Genomic DNA, 19,786 nt, shown 5'->3' on the forward strand with positions numbered 1-19,786 from the left:
GCCATGCCATGACGCATGCTCGCATCGTGCCGCCTGCTCGCACGGTCCAACCATGGCGCGTGCCAGGCGTGTCCATCGCGAAAATATGCCAGCGATTCGCTGTGCGCAAGATCCGACTCCCGTCGAAGGCTGCGCGGACTGCGATTACCTGAACGAATGCGTGGCCGTGGGGATTGCCTCGCCGCTTGACGCAATGCGCAGCGGCTGGCCAGCGATTGGATGCCGCGCGGAAGAAGCCAGCGCATTCGAGTGCTCCGCCGGCGTGCGCTGTGGTTGTCATTGGATCCTGCGGGAAAGCCCATCACGCACACCCATACCTGCCATCCCGGCGTTCGATTTCATTCCGCCGACGGCAACGCACACGATGCACATCCGGTGCAAGGGATACGCCTTTGCCACACGGCCGCTGCAACCGCAGCGTCCAGCAACCACGCAGATCATCGGAGGCCGCATGTCCGTTCGCAGCAGCAGTCAGAAGTTCATTGCCAGGAATCGCGCGCCTCGCGTGCAGATCGAATACGACGTCGAGATCTACGGCTCGCAGAAGAAGGTGCAGGTTCCGTTCGTCATGGGCGTGTTGTCGGATCTGTCCGGCGCCAATACGGAAAACCTGCCGGCGCTGGAAGCACGCGAGGCAGTGGAAATCGATGTCGATAATTTCGACAGCCGGCTGCGTGCCATGCAACCGCGGGTGGCAATGAGCGTTTCCAACACTCTCACCGGCAGCGGCGAATTACCTGTCGATATCACCTTCGACAGCCTGGACGATTTTTCGCCCACCGCCGTCGTGAAAAAGGTGGCACCGCTGGCCGAGCTGCTGGAAGCGCGTACCCAACTGGCCAATCTGGGCACGTATCTCGACGGCAAGGCCGGCGCCGAGCGCTTGATCGCCGATGCGATCAAGGATCCCACCTTGCTGCGCTCGCTGGTCGCGGCCCCCAAGTCGACGGATGAGTAACCCCATGGCGACCCAGAATTCTTCCGCTGCCCAAGACCTTGCCGATGCCCAGCCGCTAACCCGTCAATCCGACGACTTTGCGGCGCTGCTGACCCGCGAATTCCGTCCGCGCAGTGAACGCGCCGGCGAAGAAGTGCGGTTGGCTGTGCGCACCCTGGCCGAGCAGGTGCTGGAACGCAGCGACATCATCAGCGACGACCTCGCGCAGACCATCAATGCGTATGTTGCCGAGATCGACCGCAAGATCACCGAGCAACTCAACCTCATCCTGCACGCACCGCAGTTCCAGGCGCTGGAGGGTGCATGGCGCGGCCTGCATTATCTGGTGAGCAATACCGAATCGGACACGCAGTTGAAGATCCGCGTGCTCAACGTGTCCAAGAAGGAGCTCGCCAAGAACCTCAAGCGCTTCAAGGGCACCGCCTGGGACCAAAGCCCGGTGTTCAAGAAGATCTACGAGGCCGAGTACGGTCAGCTGGGTGGCGAACCGTATGGCTGCCTGATCGGCGATTACCACTTCGACCACAGCCCGCAGGATGTCGACACGTTGCGCGGCATCAGCCAGATTGCGGCCGCTTCGCATGCGCCCTTCATCGCCGCTGCGGGTCCCGGACTGATGGGGATGGAAAGCTGGAGCGAGCTCTCCAACCCGCGCGATCTGGCCAAGATTTTTTCCACCCCCGATTACGCGGCATGGCGGTCGTTGCGCCAGAGCGAGGATGCCAAATACCTGGCGCTGGCCATGCCACGCACGCTGGCACGGCTGCCGTACGGCGCCAAGACCGATCCGGTGGAAGCGTTCGACTTCGAAGAAGACACTCAGGGCGCCGATTCGTCGCGCTACACCTGGCAAAACGCAGCCTACGCAATGGCGGTCAACATCAACCGCTCATTCAAGCAGTACGGTTGGTGCACGCGCATTCGCGGCGTGGAGTCGGGTGGGGCGGTGGAAGGCCTGCCGACGCATACCTTCCCGGCCGACGACGGCGGTGTGGACATGAAGTGCCCGACCGAGGTGGCCATCACCGACCGCCGTTCGGCGGAACTGGACAAGATGGGGCTGATGCCGCTGGTGCATCGCAAGAACACCGACATGGCCGCCTTCATCGGTGCACAGTCGCTGGGCAAGCCCGAGGAGTACGACGACCCGGATGCCACCGCCAACGCGGCACTGAGTGCACGGCTGCCGTATATGTTCGCTTGCTGCCGTTTCGCGCATTACCTCAAGTGCATCGTGCGCGACAAGATCGGCTCGTTCAGCACGCGCCAGCAAATGCAGAGCTGGTTGACCGATTGGGTGATGAACTACGTCGACGGCGACCCGGCCAATTCCAGCGAAGAAACCAAGGCACGCAAGCCCTTGGCCGCCGCCGAAGTGGTGGTCGAAGAGGTCGAGGGTAACCCCGGTTACTACACCTCCAAATTCTACCTGCGCCCGCATTACCAGCTCGAAGGCCTGACGGTATCGCTACGCCTGGTCTCGCGCTTGCCATCGGCGCAAGCCGCCTGACCGCTTTCAGGCTTGGCTTTCAACACTAACGACCTGCGGCTGGCATAGCCGCCGGATCGGCTCTCCCTTTCCTGCACCACCCACCACTGGAGAAGTTCCATGGCTTTCGATATGCATCTCAAATTCGGCTCGGGCGACGTCGAGATCAAGGGCGCGTCCAACCATTCCAAGCACAAGGATCAAGTGCCGATCATTGCCTGGTCATGGGGCACCAGCAACACCGGCAACCTGCACACCGGCGCCGGCTATGCGGCCGGCGGCAAGGCCAACGTGCAGGATATTTCCGTCACCAAGTACGTCGACAGCTGCTCCAACGCCTTGCTCAATGCCTGCTGCACGGGTGCGCGTGTGGATTCGGCCACGTTGTACGTGACCAACGCCACCGGCGAGCAGACCGACTACGTCACCATCGAGCTGAGCGAGGGCGTGATGATCACCTCGGTGTCCACCGGCGGCAGCGGTGGCGAAGATCGTCTGACCGAAAACGTGACGCTGCATTTCGGCAAGTTCAAGTACTCGTTCCAGCCGCAGGACGACAAGGGCAAGAAGCAGGGCGGCACCAAGGACTTCACCTTCAACATGCAGGAAGTGAAGAAGTCCTGAGCCAACGCAGTCCGACCGGAGCGCCAATGTCGATGTCCATCATCCATCCCGAACATGCCTGCGCCCGCCTGATCAAGGCAGACAATCCCGAGGCCTCGTTGGCGACCGCCAAGGAGTGGGTGCGGCAATGCCCGGCCGATGCCCAAGCGCGCATCGGCTTGTTCCAGCTGCTGGCCGTGGTGGGCGACTGGGAGCGGGCGCGGCAGCAGTTGCTGCTGGCGGCAGACCTGGATCAGGCCTGGATCGGCGTGGCTGGCGCGTATGCGCGCATCCTCGACGCCGAACGTGAGCGCGAGCAGGTGCTGGCCGGTCGGATGATGCCACTGATGCCTGGTCAGGTACCGCAGTGGCAACACGATCTGCTGCAGGCATTGCAACACGATCGCGACGGCGAGCCAGCGCAGGCCGCACGACGGCGTGCGCTGGCGCTGACTCAAGCCGATGCCATCGCGGGGCACGTCGATGGCGAACGTTTCGACTGGTTGGCGGACGCCGATCCACGGTTTGGGCCTTGCCTGGAGGTCATCCTCGAAGCGGGCTACGCCTGGCTGCCGTTCGCCCAACTGCGCAGCCTGCGTTTCGAGGTGCCTGGCAGTCTGCGCGACATGCTGTGGCAATCGGTGGAAATTCAATGGCGCGACGGCACGCACAGCCGTGGCGTGGTGCCTTGTCGTTACCCCGGCAGCCACCACAGCGACGACGGCGCGATCCGTCTCGGCAAGCGCACCACCTGGCAGGGCGAAGACCTGTCTGCCTGCGGTCTGGGGCAACGCCTGCTGGCCGGCAGCGAAGACGACTACCCCTTGCTCGATATTCGCCATATTGCATTCGACACCGCCGCGGTGGCAGCGCCATGGCCGAACTGACCCAACAAGAGCGGCTGCAGCCCTCGCTGCTGGACCGTTTGATCGACGACCGTCGGCATGAGCTGGCCGAGAGCCGCGACGCGCGCGCGATCGGTCCGGCCAAGCTGCGCGACTGCGTCATGCGCGACCTGACCTGGTTGCTCAACTGCACCCGCCATTGGCATGAGGACGCGCTGCAAGCGTATCCGCATGTCGCCACCTCGGTGCTCAATTACGGCATTCCCGATCTGGCCGGCGCGCGCCTGGCCGGACTGGACGTGGTCGAGCTGCAGAACCGCATCCACGCCGCCATCGTGGCGTTCGAGCCGCGGCTCGCTGCGGCCAGCCTGCAGGTCACCGCCAAGGTCGATACCGGGCGCATGGACCGCATGTCGCTGTCCTTCGTGATCGACTCCGAACTCTGGTCGCAGCCATTGCCGCTGGTGCTGTATCTGCGCACCGATCTCGACCTGGAAACCGGTCGCTTCAGTCTGTCGTCCGGAGCGCACTGAGCATGGATCCGCGCCTGCTCCACCACTACAACCGCGAGTTGCAGCATGTGCGCGAGATGGGCGCGGAGTTCGCGCAGGCGTATCCGAAGGTGGCCGGCCGGCTCGGCATGAGCGGTATCGAGTGCGCCGACCCGTATGTCGAACGCCTGCTGGAAGGGTTCGCGTTTCTGTCCGCGCGCGTGCAACTCGAATTGGAGGCACAGCAACCGGTATTCGCCCAGCACCTGATGGACATGCTGTATCCGCACTTCCTGTCGCCGGTGCCGTCGATGGCCGTGGTGGAGCTGCAACCGGAGCAGGGCGAGGGCATCGGTCCGGCGGGGCATCTTGTGCCGCGTGGCAGCGCGCTGCGCTCGTTGATCGGGCACGGCGACCGCACGGCCTGCGAGTATCGTACGGCGCATGCGGTGACGCTGTGGCCGCTGCGTCTGACCGCCGCCAGCTACCTGGCCTCGCCGGCGGCGCTGGCCACGCTTGGCGTGCCGGTCGAGTCGCGCGCGCGCGCCGGCCTGCGGTTGGTTTTCACTGTGAATGCCGGGCTGCGTCTGGACATGTTGGCGCTGGACACACTGCCGATCTTCATCACCGGCGCCGACGGACTGGCCGGCAGCCTCTATGAGCAACTGCATGCCAATGCGTTGGGATTCGTGGTGCGTGCCCGCGCCGCGGATGGGCAGGTGCTCAGTCGCAACTTCGGCCCCGAGCATCTGCAGCCACAGGGCTTCGACGATGAGCAGGCATTGCTGCCGCGCAGTGAGCGCTCCTTCAGCGGCTATCGTCTGTTGCAGGAATACTTCGCCTGCCCGGAGCGCTTCCTGTTCGCCGCCTTCGACGGCTTGGCGCAGGTGCTGCCGCGCGCGGCCTGCACCGAGTTCGAGATTGTGGTGTGGTTCGATCGTGCCGTCGAACGGCTCGACAATGCCGTGGATGCGAGCAATTTCCGCCTGCATTGCACCCCGGCCATCAACCTGTTCCCCAGGCGCGGCGATCGCATCCATCTGCAGCCCGGCATCTGCGAGCATCATGTGCTGGCCGACCGCACGCGGCCGATGGACTTCGAGATCCATGGCGTGGAGCAGGTCGAGGGCTTCGGCGATGGCAATACGCCGATGCAGCGTTTCGAGCCGTTCTATGGCGCGCAGCCGCGTAGCTGGCATGAGCGGCGCTCGGCGTTTTATGCGCTGCGGCGTCAGCCGCGGCGGCTGTCGACCGGGCAACGCCGCACCGGGCCGCGCTCGAGCTACGTCGGCAGCGAAGTGTTCCTGTCGCTGGTCGATGGCGATCAGGCGCCGTATCCGCATCAGCTGCGGCAATTGGGCATGCAGCTGTGGTGCAGCAACCGCGATCTGCCGCTGCATATGCCGGTGGGCAAATCCAGCACCGACTTCGTGCTGGACGATGGCGGCCCGGTGGCGGCGATCCGCTGCGTGGCCGGTCCAACCCGACCGCGCTCGGGCGTGACCGCCGGCGATACCCGCTGGCGCCTGATCAGCCATCTTCAGTTGAACTATCTCTCGCTGCTGGAGGCCGGCGACGACGGCGCCACCGCAGTGCGCGAGATGCTCACGCTCTACCACGACCCGCACGATGCCGCGGCGCGGCGCCAGGTCGAGGGCGTGCGCCGCATTGCCTCACGCCCGATCGTGCGCCGCATTCCGGTGCCGGGCCCGGCCACCTATGGCCGCGGGCTGGAGATCACCTTGACCTGCGACGACGCCGCGTTCGAAGGGCAGGGCGTCTACCTGCTCGCCTCGGTGCTGCGGCATGTCTTCGCCCGCCAGGCATCGCTGAATTCCTTTACCGAAACCGTGCTGTGCACGCTCGAACGTAACGAGGTCGTCCGATGGCCAGCCCATCTCGGCAATCGGCCGATCCTCTAGCGTTGCTGGCGCACCTGGAGGCGCAGCCGCAGGACTTCGAGTTGTTCGAAGCGTTGCGGCGGCTGGAGTGCGCGCATCCGGCGCAACCGCGTCTGGGCCAGGCAGCACGGCCGTTGGAGGAGCCGGTGCGCTTGGGGCAGCGCGCCTCGCTGGAGTTCCCGCCGCGCGATATCGACAGCCTGCAACCGGGCCCGGACGGTCTTCCGCCGACGCTGCGGACGCTGGCCTTGGGTTTGTTCGGCCCGCATGGCGCGCTGCCGCTGCATCTGACCGAACACGCGATCGAACGCGAAGGGGCTGGTGACCCGACCTTCGCCGCCTTCGCCGACATCTTCCACCACCGCATGATCGCGCTGTGGTACCGCGCCTGGGCCGATGCGCGCCCGACCGTGCAGATGGATCGTCCGGGCGAGGACCGCTTTGGCGCGCGGCTGGATGCGCTGACCGGCGTGGACCAACCCGCGCTGCGCGGCCGCGATGCGATGCCGTTGGCCGCACGCCGGCACTTCGCTGGCCGCTTCGTCGCCCAGGCACGCAATGCCGAAGGCCTGCGTGCGGTGCTGATCGGCCTGTTCGATGTCGCCGTGCAGGTGCAGGAATTCGTTGCCAACTGGTTGCCGTTACCCGAAGAAGGACGGCTGCGGATGGGACGTGCTGCTGCGCGCATGGGGCGTGACGCCACGCTCGGCGCATCGGCGCGCAACGCCCAACACCGCTTTCGCCTGCGGATCGGTCCCTTGGAGATCGCCCGTTACCGCGAGTTCCTGCCGGGCGGCCAGGCCCTGGAAGTACTGACCGCCGCAGTACGCGGCTACGTCGGCGACGAGCAGGCCTGGGACCTGCAATTGGTGCTGGCGCGCGAAGACGTCCCGCTGCCGCTGATGGGGCAGGGCCAGCGCATCGGCCTGTCGCTCTGGCTCGGCCACTATCGCCGCCCGCGCGATGCCGACCAGCTTGTACTCGCACCGTCCTGATCGACCTCTGTATCCACTTTTCTGGAGTTCCCATGGCAGACATCAGTCGCGCCGCCTTGTTCGGCAAGCTCAACAAGACCACGTATCGCGGCATCGAATCGGCCACCGCCTTCTGCAGGCTGCGTGGCGACCGCGAGGTGGATCTGCTGCATTGGCTGCATCAGTTGCTGCAGGCGCAAGACGGCGACCTGCATCGCATCGTGCGTCATTTTTCGCTCGATGCGGCGCGACTTGCGCAGGACCTGACCGCAGCGCTCGATCGGCTGCCGCGCGGCGGTGGCGGGCACTTCGATCTGTCGGCCAGCGTGGAAGAAGCAGTGGAACGCGCCTGGGTGCACTGCACGTTGCGCTACGGCCGGCAACGCATCCGTGGCGGCGACCTGCTGGTGGCGATCCTGCACACGCGCAGCCTGCGTAACGGCTTGCTGGCCATGTCCAGCGAGTTCGGCAAGCTGCGCGCGGAAGCACTAGCGGACGATCTGGACGCCATCGTCGCCGGCTCGCCGGAGGACGATGCCACCGATATTGCGGCGGCCAGCGCTCCCGCCGGACCAACCGCCGCTGGTGGGACTGCTGCGCTCGCGCTGTATACGGTCGATCTCACCGCACAGGCACGCGAGGGCAAGCTGGACCCGATCATCGGCCGCGACGACGAGATCCGCCAGGTCGTCGATATCCTGATGCGCCGCCGCCAGAACAACCCGATCCTGGTTGGCGAGGCCGGTGTCGGTAAGACCGCGGTGGTGGAAGGCTTCGCACAACGCATCGCGCGCGGCGATGTGCCGCCCGCGTTGAAGGACGTGCAGCTGCGCACGCTGGATGTGGGCCTGCTGCAGGCCGGCGCCAGCATGAAGGGCGAATTCGAGCAACGCCTGCGCGCAGTCATCGACGAAGTGCAGGCCAGCCCCAAGCCGATCATTCTGTTTGTGGATGAAACCCACACCCTGGTCGGCGCCGGTGGCGCGGCCGGTACCGGCGATGCGGCCAACCTGCTCAAGCCCGCACTGGCGCGTGGCACCTTGCGCACCGTGGGGGCGACCACGTTTGCCGAGTACAAGAAGTACATCGAAAAGGATCCGGCATTGACGCGGCGCTTCCAGGCCGTGCAGGTGGACGAGCCGGACGAGGCCAAGGCGGTGCGCATGATGCGCGGCGTCGCTTCGATGATGGAACAGCACCACCGTGTGCAGATCCTGGACGAAGCGCTGGAAGCGGCAGTCAAGCTCAGTCACCGCTACATCCCAGCGCGGCAGCTGCCGGACAAATCGGTGAGCCTGCTCGACACCGCCTGCGCGCGCGTGGCGGTGAGCCTGCACGCTACACCTGCGGAAGTGGACGACAGTCGCCGCCGCATCGAATCGCTGGAGACCGAGCACGCCATCATCGAACGCGAGCGTGCGATTGGCATCGTGGTGGATGAGCGTGCTGCAGCTTGCGCCAGCCTGCTGCAAAGCGAGCACGGCCGCCTGCACGAGCTGGAACAGCGCTGGGTTGGCGAGAAGGCATTGGTGGACGAGCTGTTGTCGTTGCGCGCACAACTGCGTAGCGGTAATTCATCGGTGGAAGGCACCGGCAGTGCGTTGGAAGCAGAGGCCGACACCGACGCAGATGCCGCCGCAGATGCCGCTGTCGCGCAGTCGGCGTCTGGCGACACTGCCGTGCTCGACGCACCGGTGCAAGTTGATCGCGACACGCTGTTAGCGCGCCTGCAGTTGGTGCAGGCCGAACTGGCAGCATTACAAGGCGAATCGCCGCTGATCCTGCCCACCGTCGATTACCAAGCGGTTGCCGCCGTAGTCGCCGACTGGACCGGCATCCCGGTCGGGCGCATGGCGCGCAACGAGATCGACACCGTGCTGCGCCTGCCCGACCTGCTGGCCAAGCGCGTGATCGGCCAAGACCATGCCATGGAGATGATCGCCAGGCGCATCCAGACCAGCCGCGCCGGTCTGGACAACCCGGACAAACCGATCGGCGTGTTCCTGCTGGCCGGCACCTCCGGCGTGGGCAAGACCGAAACCGCACTCGCGCTGGCCGAAACCTTGTACGGCGGCGAACAAAACCTGATCACCATCAACATGAGCGAGTACCAGGAAGCGCACACCGTCTCCTCGCTCAAGGGCGCACCGCCGGGCTACGTTGGCTACGGCGAAGGCGGCGTGCTCACTGAAGCGGTGCGACGCAAGCCGTACTCGGTGGTGCTGCTGGACGAAGTGGAGAAAGCCCACCCCGACGTCCACGAACTGTTCTTCCAGGTCTTCGACAAGGGCTGGATGGAAGACGGCGAAGGCCGCCGCATCGACTTCCGCAACACCTTGATCATCCTCACCAGCAACGCCGGCACTGACCTGATCGCCAGCCTGTGCAAGGACCCGGAACTGATGCCGGATCCGGACGGCATGGCCAAGGCATTGCGCGAACCGTTGTTGAAGGTGTTTCCGCCGGCATTGCTCGGCAGGTTGGTGGCCATTCCGTACTACCCGCTGAGCAACGACATGCTCGGGCAGATCGTGCGGCTGCAGTTGAATCACATCAAGAAGCGCATCGAGGAGCGATACAAGATTCCGTTCGAGTACGACCACTCGGTGGTGGAGCTGGTGGTATCGCGGTGCACTGAAAGCGAGTCGGGCGGACGAATGATTGATGCGATTTTGACTAACTCGATGTTGCCGGAGATCAGTCGGCAGTTTCTCACTCGGGTGATTGAGGGCAAAAAAATCAATCATTCGCGCGTATCGGCCGTGGCGGATGGCTTTTTCTACGAATTCTGAGGGCAGAAAACATGGTGGCCAAGGCGACGGTGTATCTGAATGGTATCGAGTACGGCAGCAGCGATGCCGCCATGGGTGGTGGGAGGCGGGGAGGGCCGGTCAACGATCTCGCCGATCACGCCGAACGCAAAGCCTGGCGAGAGGCATGGCCAAGGATCTGTCGTGAAGTACGGGCGACCGCGGACGGAACGCCATTCGAGATCACCATCGAAGTCAACATGACGATCTGCGCGGACTGCCAGAAATGGATGATTGTTGAAGTTCGTCGCCATCTCGGCCAGTTGGGTCGAGCTTTTACCTTTTATGCCACGGTGGGAAAGGAAAAGCCGGTTGTCGTGGCGCGTGACACGGTATGGAACGCGAAGGTCGGTCAATGCCGACTTTGGAAGGCTGATCGAAGCGATCTGCAGATGGGTCGTGTACGAAAGCACGAGGTGATCTATGAAAAGACGCGAGGATAGATGCGTACTCATTTGATCGCCGGCCGTGCATGCAATTGCAGAAAAGCTGCGATCCGAGGACGTCCGCTGCCAGACCCAATCGCGCAGCGCGCACCTGACGCGAAACGTCGGTTCGCGTCTAGTGAGAGTTGGCTGCAGAAGGTGTGCTTCGACGCTTCTCCATCGCTGCATCAACAAGAACGGGATCCGAAATGGTCAATGCAAAGTACATCACAGAAGAAACCGCAGCCCATGGTCGCGTGCTGGCCTTTCCGAACGTCAGTTCATGCGTGGCGGTAGTCGTCGTGTTGCCGGATGAACTCGTCGGTTGGCACGTCACGGTGAAGACGCTCGACTCGATCGACAAGGGCATGGCCGCGCAGGGGGCCGCAAAGTTTCTTGACTATGCCAGAAGCGGGACACCCCGCAGGCTGCTCATCGTGGGTCACGTCACCCACCATGACCCCACGGCGCTGCGCAATTGGGTGCGGGCTCAGCTGGCTGTCGACCTGCCCACGCAGTCTTTCGATATCACCAGGCACCGCAAGGCAGAGACGAATGTCGCGTACCACCTCTTCTTTGAGCATAACGGCCACGACATTCCGCAGATCACCTTCAAGAATTCGACGAAGGTGGGAGTAAGCAACGTCACCAATGGCGAGAGCGGAGTGCCGAATGGAGGGCTGCCCGTTCACAACCGCAGTGCGGACTTCACGGTCAGTCGCTGGCACACGCTGCGGCGTCATTTCGTCGAAGTATGACCTCCTGAGATAGCGAGAAAAACGAACGCGCCAGCGGACATGCATCGCATCTTCCCGCCGCTAAGGGAGCCATACCGCAGGGCGCCCTCCGGAAAACTTGGGTCAGAGTCAACTTCCCCTAGCTCGGTGGACGATGTTCATTGATAGCTGCCAGGCAGGGCGATACCCCGCGACAAAGAACACATGTGCACATGAGAGGAGGCTTACATGTTGGAAAAGAAGATCAAGGTTGGCGATGACGCCAGCTGGCTTCCTAGAAAAGAAGGGGAGCTAACAGGCAGCGGTGGCTTGATAGAGGTGCCCGGCACGGTACTGGAGGGGTACGCCACGAAGTACCTTCCTTTCATCCCGAATGCCATCAGTGCAGTCCATTCGGGAGGACTGGATGTGATCAGTTACAACTTTAGCGGCTGCTTGATGGCTGCCTACACTGCTCAGGACGGGCGGAGAATGGTTTGCCACGTGTCGACGGGTGAAGGAAATGATTGCAAGAGCGCCTGGGACCAAATTAGGAGTACTTCGACGAACGTCCTTGAGTTTCGTCCATCCGATTACATCGACACCAAGGGACGTTCCTTGGCCGGGTGCTACGGACTGATCACAAACGATGATCGGAGTCTGGCCATTACCGTGGTTTCAGGTAAAGACCCGAGCTCAAGGTTCATCTCTGCAATTACCGTGGTTTCAGGTAAAGAGCCGAACTCAAGGTTCATCTCAGCGATTAAAAAGATGAGGTTCTGGCGGGATTAATGCGTTCCGCCCCTGGCGTGATGCGCAGAGTGAGGGCGATGCGTGGATCGACAGTTCGCGCAACGACAAGAAGATGCTGCCGTTCGTGGCGCTGAACACGGCGCTGTTCAAGGATGGCGACACAGACACAAGGATCTGATCACGCAGAGCCAGTACGACGCGGGCATGGCGCAGATGGGACTGCTGAAGGATTTCAGACCGCAACGTCGAGGAGTCCTGCTATGCGCTGAGCAGCGAGGACGGCCTTGTGGAGGAGTGGATCAAACCCGGCCTGCGCGCGGAAGGCAGCGTCTGGCGGAGGCACGTGCTGAATCCGATCGGGGCATTCCTCGGTTGATGCGTTGCACGATTCAACGACTATTACGGAGAACGACATGGACAACGCAGTGACAGGGGCGCACGGTCAAGCCGGCTTGCATTGGGTAGGCCATGTAGGCCACGGACGAGTTGGATTCCGGGAGCACTGTGGAGCAATGCTGCGATCGCGCGTGCAGGATCCTGCAAGACGATTAAGCGCATGAGCTGCAGAATCCTCACCAGCTTCGCCATGGCCAACCATGGCTCGACCTTCATGCACTGGCTGCGTAGCGAGTTGATGAAGAGCCTTGGGCTCTACGACATCGATGCGGTGTATGTCGATTCGATCGTGTCGCGGTCCATCGACGATCGTGCCACGGTCGCTCCCGATACCCGCGCGCACATGCGTTCGCCGACGGGCGCACTGCCGATCGGTGCGATGCGCGAGGACTGGAATGCGCTGTACCAGGCGGCGATGCGCCAGGCGCAGTTGATGCTGTTTTGCTACACGGACGAGTTCAGGGACAGCCAGTGGTGCCGGCAGGAATGGGACCAGTTCATCGGTCAGAAGGCGGGGCGTCCTGCAGATCGACCGCTACGCGGGCTGATACTGGAATTCACCACTGATGCATGCACGCTGCCTGGGAGTCGTGGTGATGGCGTGACCCGGATACCGGTCGCCAAGACCGATGGCGGGCGCTGCGGGCTGGCCTGGGACAAAGGGGACTACATCCTGTCGAGCACGGATTATGCACGGGTGCTCGCCCAGATCCAGCAGCTGATCCGTTGAGAGGGCATGCCGGGCATCGAGGCGATGCCATGGCGTGAGCGGGAAGACCTACTCGTCGCCGGTATGTGTGGCATCGCGATTTTCGATTTCCTGCGAGCCAGCGCGGCCGGCAAAGTCATCGCATGTCATCGAGCCCTGCGCCTATGTACCGCAAGACCACTCCGGGAGCCTGATCATGGCCCACGCCATTACCCTGCAGTCGCCGCTGGGCAAGACGTTGCGCTTTGTGCGGATGAGTGCGCACGAGGCGCTGGGGCGCCCGTATGCGTTCGCCTTGCATGGCATCAGCCGCGATGTGGCGATCGACCTGCGCGCTTTGCTGGGCAAACCGATGGCGGTCAAGGTCACTTCGCCTCAGAGCTACGTGCGGCACTACCACGGCATTGTCGCCGAAGCCGAGCAGACCGGTTTCGAGCAGATCGAGGGGCTGCGCTACGCCACCTATGCCTTTTCGCTGGTGCCCAAGCTGTGGTTGCTCGGGCAGCGCCGCGATTGCCGCATCTACAAGAACAAGAGCGTGCCGGAGCTGGTGCGCGCATTGCTGGCCGACGTTGGCTGCACCGACGTCAAGTTGCGCCTGAGCGCGAGCTACCGGCCGCGCGAATATTGCGTGCAGTACCGCGAGAGCGGGCTGGACTTCGTCAGCCGGCTGATGGAGCAGGAGGGCATCTACTACTACTTCGAACACAGCGCCAGCACCCATACGCTGGTGCTGGCCGATAGCCTTGGCGGCCACGAGGCGGTGGCGCCGTTCGCGCAGATTCCGTACTGCCCGCCCGGACAGAAGGGCAGCCGGATGAAGGACGCAATCACCGACTGGTCGCTGGCGCGCAGCGCGCACAGCACGCGCGTGCGGTTGGACGACTACGACTATCTCAAGCCCAAGGCGTCGCTGCGGGTGAACGAGACCCCGGCCGAGTCCTCCGGACCGGCGTTGGGTGAGCTGGAGGTGTTCGACTATCCCGGCGAGCATCTCGATGTCGCCGCCGGCCGCCGCCACGCACAGGTGCGTGCCGAAGCACTCAACGTGGCGCAGGCGCAGTACCAGGGCTGGACCGATGCCTGCGGTTTGCAGGTGGGCGCGTTGTTCAAGCTACGCGACTTCCCGCTGGCCGAGCACAACCAGGAATACCTGGTGACCAGCGCGAACACCGAATTGGTCGAAGTGGATTATGTGTCCGGTGGCGAGACGGTTGCCGAGCCGTTTGCGTCCACCTTCCGAGCGCTGCGCAGCCGGCAGCCGTACCGCAGCCCGCAGACCACACCGCGTCCCAGCATCGCCGGATTGCAGACCGCGGTGGTCGACGGCAAGACGCCCGAGGACATCGCGGTCGACCAGCACGGCCGCGTCCAGGTGAATTTCTTCTGGAGCCCGCCAGGAACGCCGAACGCCGACTGTTCGTGCCCGGTACGTGTGGCGCAGGCGTGGGCGGGCAAACGCTGGGGCGCGCAGCACATTCCGCGTGTTGGCCAGGAGGTGGTGGTGAGCTTTCTGGAAGGCAATCCGGATCGTCCGCTGATCATCGGCAGCGTCTACAACGCCGACCAGATGCCGCCGTATGCACTGCCCGAGCACCGCACCCGCAGCGGAGTGAAGAGCCGCAGCTTGTTGGGCGGCGCCGAGGACTACAACGAGATCCGTTTCGACGACAAGAAGGGCAACGAGGAGCTGCTGCTGCATGCGCAGCGCGATCTGCGCCACGAAGTGGAGAACGACCATTTCGTCACTGTCGACCGCAACGAGACCGCGGAGGTCAAACGCGAACGCAGCCACACCGTGGGCGGCAACGACCGTCTGGACGTGGGCAAGGCGCTGCGCATCCAGGCCGGCAGCGAGATCGAGCTGGTGACCGGCATGGCCCGCCTGCAGCTGAAGGCCAGCGGCGAGATCGTGCTCAGCGGCACCCGGCTCACGCTCGATGGACGCGTCAGCGTCGGCATCCAGGGCGGCGTCAGTGTCGATGTCAGCGCGATGGCCAACCTGACCCTGCGCTCGAATGCGTCGGTGCTATTGCAATCCAACGCCGTGACCACCGCGCGCGCCAACGCGGCGCTGCTGTTGCAGTCGTCCGGTCCGGCCGTGCTCAAGGGCACTCCGCCCATCATCGCCTGAGGACCGCCATGTTGCAGATTCTTCCCGCCGCGCGGCAGATGCGGCTCTCTCCCTGCGCGCATGCCGCCCTGGCGCCGGACATGGCGCCGGAGACTGCCGTGCGCGAATTGCTGGCGCGCGGGCTTGCCCAGGACGCGTTGCCGTTGGCGTTGCGCTTGTTGCCCAGGCCGTATGCGGTGGCGTGGTTGTGCCAGTGCATGCGCGCGCAAACGCTCAGCGGCCACGACAGCGAAGGTCTGCGGTTGGCGCAGGCGTGGGTGCAGCAGCCGGGCCCCAGCCAGCGCGAGAGCGCACGTGCATTCGCCGCCGACGACGACTATCAATCGGTCGGCGCCTGGCTGGCGGCGGCCGCGGCCTGGAGCGATGGCAGCCTGAGCGAGGAGGACGGCCCGCCGGTGGCCGATCACCTGACCGCGGCGGCGGCCGTGGCGGCGTTGCTGCATCTGGCTGGGCGCGAGCCTGCAACCTTCGAAGCGCAATTGGTGCGCTGGAGCGAAGATGCCGCACGGCTGCTGTCCGGATTGCGCGTGCGCGAGCGTACGCCATGAGCGCGGTGTCACCCCGGCTGACGCTGACGGTTCGCGATGCGCAGACGGTGTCGGGCAGCACGCAAGCGCAGGCCAGCTTCGCGGCAGAAGGCGGGCGCATCGGCCGCGACGCCTCCTGCGACTGGGTGCTGGAAGGCGAAGGCGTATCGCGCCTGCATGCCAGCGTGCGCCATCTCGATGGCATGTATTTCATCGAGGATCACAGCACCAACGGTGTCCTGCATAACGGCGTGCCGCTGCGTGCCGGCTTCCCGGTGCCGCTGCATGCCGGCGACGCCTTGCGCATCGATGCCTTCGAGATCGACGTGGCGGTGGAAGGCGCAGGCGTCACCGCTGTTCCGGCGGCCACGCAGACCTGGAATCACGCCGAGCCGTGGACACTGTCGCCGACGCCACCACCGCAGCCATCCCAGCAACCGCCGCTGGAGCGCGAGCGCGATGTGTTTGCCGAACTTGGGGCAGCGTCGACGCAACCGGCCGACACCGACCCGCTGGCCTTGTTCGCCACTTCGTTCACGCTGGCCGGCAGCCAGGGCGATGCGGCGGCGTTCGGGCTGGGGCATGCGCCGGCAACGGCTGACGCCTACCGTGCCCCCGTGGCCGTGTCGGCTGCCGCTGGCGTCGTGTTGCCCGAGCATTGGGATCTGACACGCAGCGAATTCGCGCTGCCGCCGGCTATCGATGCAATCGCGGCCGTGCCAACGCCGTTGCAGCCCGCGCCAGTTTCCATCGTCGCCGCGGCGCCAGCACCGACACCGGCGCCAATGCCAATGCCGGCCTCGGCAAGCGAAGTCGCGCCGGCATCGACGTCCGCTGCGATCCCCGACGCGGCGCAGCCTGTCGTCGCACAGTCGCCGGATGCACCCGAACTGCCTGCGCTGTTCGCCGCCATGACCGCAGGCCTGATGGATGTATTGCGCGCACGCGCCGAGCTGAAGAACAGCCTGCGCCTGCCGGTCACGCTGATCCAGCGCACGGAGAACAATCCCCTCAAGTTCGCCGCCACCGTGGACGAAGCGGTCGCTCGCCTGTTGGCGCCAGCAGGCCCCGGCTATCTGACCGGTGCGGCTGCGATCGACGAAGCCATGGAAGACATCGGGCGTCACCAGGTGGCCTTGCTGGCCGGCATGCGTGCGGCCTTCGAGCATGTGTTCACCCAGTTCGATCCGGCACGCTTCGAGGCCGACAGCGCCGGCCATTCCGCGCTCGCTGCCTGGGGCAATCGGCCCTGGCGACGCTACGCGCAGCACTACCGCGAGCTGCTCGGCGATCCTGACGAGCGCTTCCGCCGCCTGTTCGGCGAGGAGTTCGCCCGCGCCTACGAACAACAGCTGGCCCGTGCCAAGACGCAGGCCCAACCCGCACACGGCGACCGAGCATGACCCCTTACAACAAGGTGATCTGGAGCGAGGGCCTGTTCCTGCGCCCGCAGCACATGCAACAACAGGAGCGCTATCTCGAGCGCTACATGGAACTGCAGGCCGGCGCGCTGCGGCCGCATGCGTGGGGATTCAGCCAATTGGAGCTGGAGCCAGAACTGCTGGCCATCGGCAAGCTCGGCATCCGCCGCGCCCGCGGTTGCTTTCCTGACGGTACGCCTTTTTCCATTCCCGATCGCGATCCGGCGCCGCCAGCCTTGGACGTGCCGGCCAACTGCCGCGACCAGGTGGTGAGCCTGGCGCTGCCGCTGCGTGCGACTGCCCAGCCGGACAGCGCCTGGCCCGAGGGCGATGGCAGCCGCCTGGCGCGGTATCGGGTAGGCGAAGCGGAAGTCGGCGATGCCTCCGGCAGCATCGCCGGCACTGTGCTGCTGGAAGTCGGCGTGCTGGCCAGTCGCCTGCGCCTGCAGTCCGAACCGGGCGAAGGGCTGGTGGAGGTGCCGATGGCGCGCATCGTCGAATGCCGTGCCGATCGACGGGTGATTCTCGATGATGCCTTCATCCCGACCGCCAGCCGGATCGAAGGCGCCGCACGCCTATCTACGCTGCTGGCCGAGTTGCTGGGGCTATTGCACCAGCGCGGCCAGGCGCTGGCCGAACGCGTGGCCGGCAGCGACCGGGGTGGCGTGGCGGAAATCGCCGACGTGCTGATGCTGCAGGTGATCAACCGCTACCAACCGCTGGTGGCGCATTGGGCGAGCGCGCCGTTGGAGCATCCCGAAGCGCTGTACTGCGTGCTGCTGGGGATGGCTGGCGAACTGGCGACCTTCACCCGTGCCAGCAAACGCAGCGGGCCATTTCCGCCGTATGCACACGATGCGTTGCAGGCGAGCTTCGAGCCGGTGGTGGTGTCCTTGCGCGAAAGCCTGAGCGCGGTGCTCGAACAGTCGGCCATTGCCGTGCCCTTGCAGCAACGCAAGTACGGCGTATGGGTGGGCATGGTGCCCGATCCTTCCTTGCTGGACTCGGCGGCGTTCGTGCTGGCGGTCAAGGCCGATCTGCGCGCCGAGGACTTGCGCAAGCGGCTACCCACCGAGTCGAAGATCGGCCCGGTGGAGAAGATTCGCGACCTGGTGAACCTGCAACTGCCCGGCGTGGCCGTGAGCGCGCTGGCGATGGCACCGCGGCAGGTGCCGTATCACGCCGGTTGCGCCTACTTCGAACTCGATCGGCAATCGTCGCTGTGGAAGACGCTGCGCACCTCCGGTGGCGTGGCGCTGCATTTCGGCAGTGGTTTTCCCGGCCTGGAACTCGAGCTGTGGGCGGTGAGGAATTGAGATGAGCAACACGGTCGACCAACACGACGACGATGCCACCGTGGTCCGCAGCGCGACACCGGCACCGCGGCCCGCCGCCGCCACGCCGGCTCGCCAGGCAACCACGCGCACCGTGCAACCGCCCGATCTGGATGCCGCCATGCGCGCGGCACCGGGCGCGATGCAGGGCAATGCGGTGGTGCGCGCCGCCACGCCGCTGCTGTTGCTGGCGGTGCAGTTGCGACACTCCACCCAGACGCCGGACATCGCCACCTTGCGCGAACACTGCAGCACGCGCCTGCAGCGCTTCGAGCAGGAGCTGCGGCAACAGGGCATTGACGACAAGACCGGCATCGCCGCGCGTTATGTGCTGTGCACGCTGCTGGACGAAGCCGTACTGGCCGCGCCCTGGGGCGAGGGCAGCGGCTGGGCGCAGCGCACCTTGCTGGTGACCTTCCACGGCGAGACCTATGGCGGCGCCAAAGTCTTCGATCTGCTCGATCGGCTGGCGCGCGATCCGGCGCGGCACCTGGACCTGCTGGAGCTGCTGTATCTGGCCTTGGCGCTCGGCTTTGGCGGTCGCTATCAGGTGGAGCAGGGCGGGCGCGCGCGGCTGGCCGATCGCCAGGCCGAGCTGTACCAACTCATCCAGCGCCAACGCCTGCCGGCACCCGCCGAGCTGTCGCCCAACTGGCAAGGCGCGCAGGCACCGTTGCTGCGCAATGCGGCGGCCACGCCGCTGTGGATCGCGACGCTGGCCTCGCTGTGCATCGTGCTGCTGGCGTTCGTGTGGTTGCATGCACGCCTCAATGCGCTGACCGCGCCGATCAGCGCGCAGCTGGCGCGCATCGGCCTGGAGCGGGTGACGTTGCCGATCCCGGCGGCGGCCACACCCGCAACCAGCGCAGCGCTTGCACCGCTGCTGGCCGCCGAGCAACGCGCAGGGTGGCTGACCGTCCAGACCGAGGGCGATGGTCGCAGCACCGTGCGCCTGGCCAGTGCGTCCATGTTCCCCAGCGGGAGCGCGGAGTTGGATGCCGATCAGACCCGCCTGCTCGAACGCGTTGCTGCGGCGCTGAAACAGGTGCCGGGGCGGGTGGTGGTGGTGGGACATACCGACGACCAACCGGTGCGCTCGCTGCGCTTCAAGGACAACTTCGCCTTGTCGGCGCGTCGCGCCCAGAGCGTGGGCGCCGTGTTGGCGGCCGGCTTGCGCGACCCGCGCCGCGTCCAGACCAGCGGCGCGGGCGATTCCCAGCCCATTGCGTTACCGCCGCAGCTGCCCGGCAACCGTGCGCGCAATCGACGCGTCGAAATCCTGTTGATTCCCGAGACCTGA

Annotated in this window: 17 protein-coding genes; all 17 read left to right on the top strand. The window is 65.1% G+C overall.

What is annotated here, in order from left to right; translation table 11 throughout:
- Positions 1-451 precede the first annotated feature (451 nt).
- The gene (gene tssB / locus ACDH77_RS10190; RefSeq protein ID WP_014090188.1) at positions 452-958 is read left to right on the top strand and encodes a type VI secretion system contractile sheath small subunit; all 507 of its coding nucleotides are present in this window, start codon (positions 452-454) and stop codon (positions 956-958) included.
- Positions 951-2,468, top strand: coding sequence for a type VI secretion system contractile sheath large subunit (tssC, locus tag ACDH77_RS10195; protein ID WP_031422679.1), 1,518 nt, complete (start codon positions 951-953; stop codon positions 2,466-2,468). Before tssB ends, tssC begins: the two co-directional genes overlap by 8 nt.
- Before the next feature lie 99 nt (positions 2,469-2,567).
- Positions 2,568-3,071: an Hcp family type VI secretion system effector gene (locus ACDH77_RS10200; protein ID WP_031422681.1), complete on the top strand. Its 504-nt coding sequence runs from the start codon at positions 2,568-2,570 to the stop codon at positions 3,069-3,071.
- A 32-nt stretch (positions 3,072-3,103) separates the two neighbouring features.
- Positions 3,104-3,937 (top strand): type VI secretion system accessory protein TagJ, encoded by an 834-nt coding sequence (locus ACDH77_RS10205; RefSeq protein ID WP_014090190.1) that lies wholly within the window; start codon positions 3,104-3,106, stop codon positions 3,935-3,937.
- On the top strand, positions 3,925-4,428 hold the full coding sequence (gene tssE / locus ACDH77_RS10210; protein WP_029819427.1) for a type VI secretion system baseplate subunit TssE: 504 nt from the start codon (positions 3,925-3,927) through the stop codon (positions 4,426-4,428). The genes ACDH77_RS10205 and tssE overlap by 13 nt, the downstream gene beginning before the upstream one ends.
- 2 nt (positions 4,429-4,430) lie before the next feature.
- A complete protein-coding gene (gene tssF, locus ACDH77_RS10215; protein WP_008571950.1) occupies positions 4,431-6,308 on the top strand; it encodes a type VI secretion system baseplate subunit TssF in 1,878 nt (625 codons plus the stop codon).
- Entirely contained in the window at positions 6,272-7,282 is a 1,011-nt protein-coding gene (gene tssG, locus ACDH77_RS10220; RefSeq protein ID WP_031422684.1) for a type VI secretion system baseplate subunit TssG, read from the top strand. The genes tssF and tssG overlap by 37 nt, the downstream gene beginning before the upstream one ends.
- Positions 7,283-7,314: 32 nt before the next feature.
- Positions 7,315-10,053 carry a type VI secretion system ATPase TssH gene (tssH, locus tag ACDH77_RS10225; RefSeq protein WP_031422687.1) on the top strand — a complete coding sequence of 913 codons (2,739 nt, stop codon included), beginning with the start codon at positions 7,315-7,317 and terminating at the stop codon, positions 10,051-10,053.
- A gap of 11 nt (positions 10,054-10,064) precedes the next feature.
- A complete protein-coding gene (locus ACDH77_RS10230; RefSeq protein ID WP_039417406.1) occupies positions 10,065-10,514 on the top strand; it encodes a hypothetical protein in 450 nt (149 codons plus the stop codon).
- Positions 10,515-10,705: 191 nt separating this feature from the next.
- Positions 10,706-11,254: a hypothetical protein gene (locus ACDH77_RS10235; RefSeq protein ID WP_031422689.1), complete on the top strand. Its 549-nt coding sequence runs from the start codon at positions 10,706-10,708 to the stop codon at positions 11,252-11,254.
- 207 nt (positions 11,255-11,461) lie between these two features.
- The gene (locus ACDH77_RS10240) at positions 11,462-12,004 is read left to right on the top strand and encodes a hypothetical protein (RefSeq protein WP_008577832.1); all 543 of its coding nucleotides are present in this window, start codon (positions 11,462-11,464) and stop codon (positions 12,002-12,004) included.
- A gap of 547 nt (positions 12,005-12,551) precedes the next feature.
- Positions 12,552-13,091, top strand: a complete 540-nt coding sequence (locus ACDH77_RS10245; protein ID WP_228733824.1) for a toll/interleukin-1 receptor domain-containing protein — start codon at positions 12,552-12,554, stop codon at positions 13,089-13,091.
- A gap of 175 nt (positions 13,092-13,266) precedes the next feature.
- Positions 13,267-15,204, top strand: coding sequence for a type VI secretion system Vgr family protein (locus tag ACDH77_RS10250; RefSeq protein WP_031422694.1), 1,938 nt, complete (start codon positions 13,267-13,269; stop codon positions 15,202-15,204).
- An 8-nt stretch (positions 15,205-15,212) separates the two neighbouring features.
- Complete coding sequence (locus ACDH77_RS10255; RefSeq protein WP_008577836.1) at positions 15,213-15,752, top strand: DUF6931 family protein; 540 nt, start codon at positions 15,213-15,215, stop codon at positions 15,750-15,752.
- Positions 15,749-17,134 (top strand): type VI secretion system-associated FHA domain protein TagH, encoded by a 1,386-nt coding sequence (gene tagH / locus ACDH77_RS10260; protein ID WP_057681778.1) that lies wholly within the window; start codon positions 15,749-15,751, stop codon positions 17,132-17,134. Before ACDH77_RS10255 ends, tagH begins: the two co-directional genes overlap by 4 nt.
- Complete coding sequence (gene tssK / locus ACDH77_RS10265) at positions 17,131-18,468, top strand: type VI secretion system baseplate subunit TssK (protein WP_057681777.1); 1,338 nt, start codon at positions 17,131-17,133, stop codon at positions 18,466-18,468. Before tagH ends, tssK begins: the two co-directional genes overlap by 4 nt.
- A 1-nt stretch (position 18,469) precedes the next feature.
- A complete protein-coding gene (gene icmH / locus ACDH77_RS10270; protein ID WP_057681776.1) occupies positions 18,470-19,786 on the top strand; it encodes a type IVB secretion system protein IcmH/DotU in 1,317 nt (438 codons plus the stop codon).

This window comes from Xanthomonas axonopodis pv. maculifoliigardeniae (assembly GCF_041519315.1).
Classification (GTDB): Bacteria; Pseudomonadota; Gammaproteobacteria; order Xanthomonadales; family Xanthomonadaceae; genus Xanthomonas; species Xanthomonas euvesicatoria.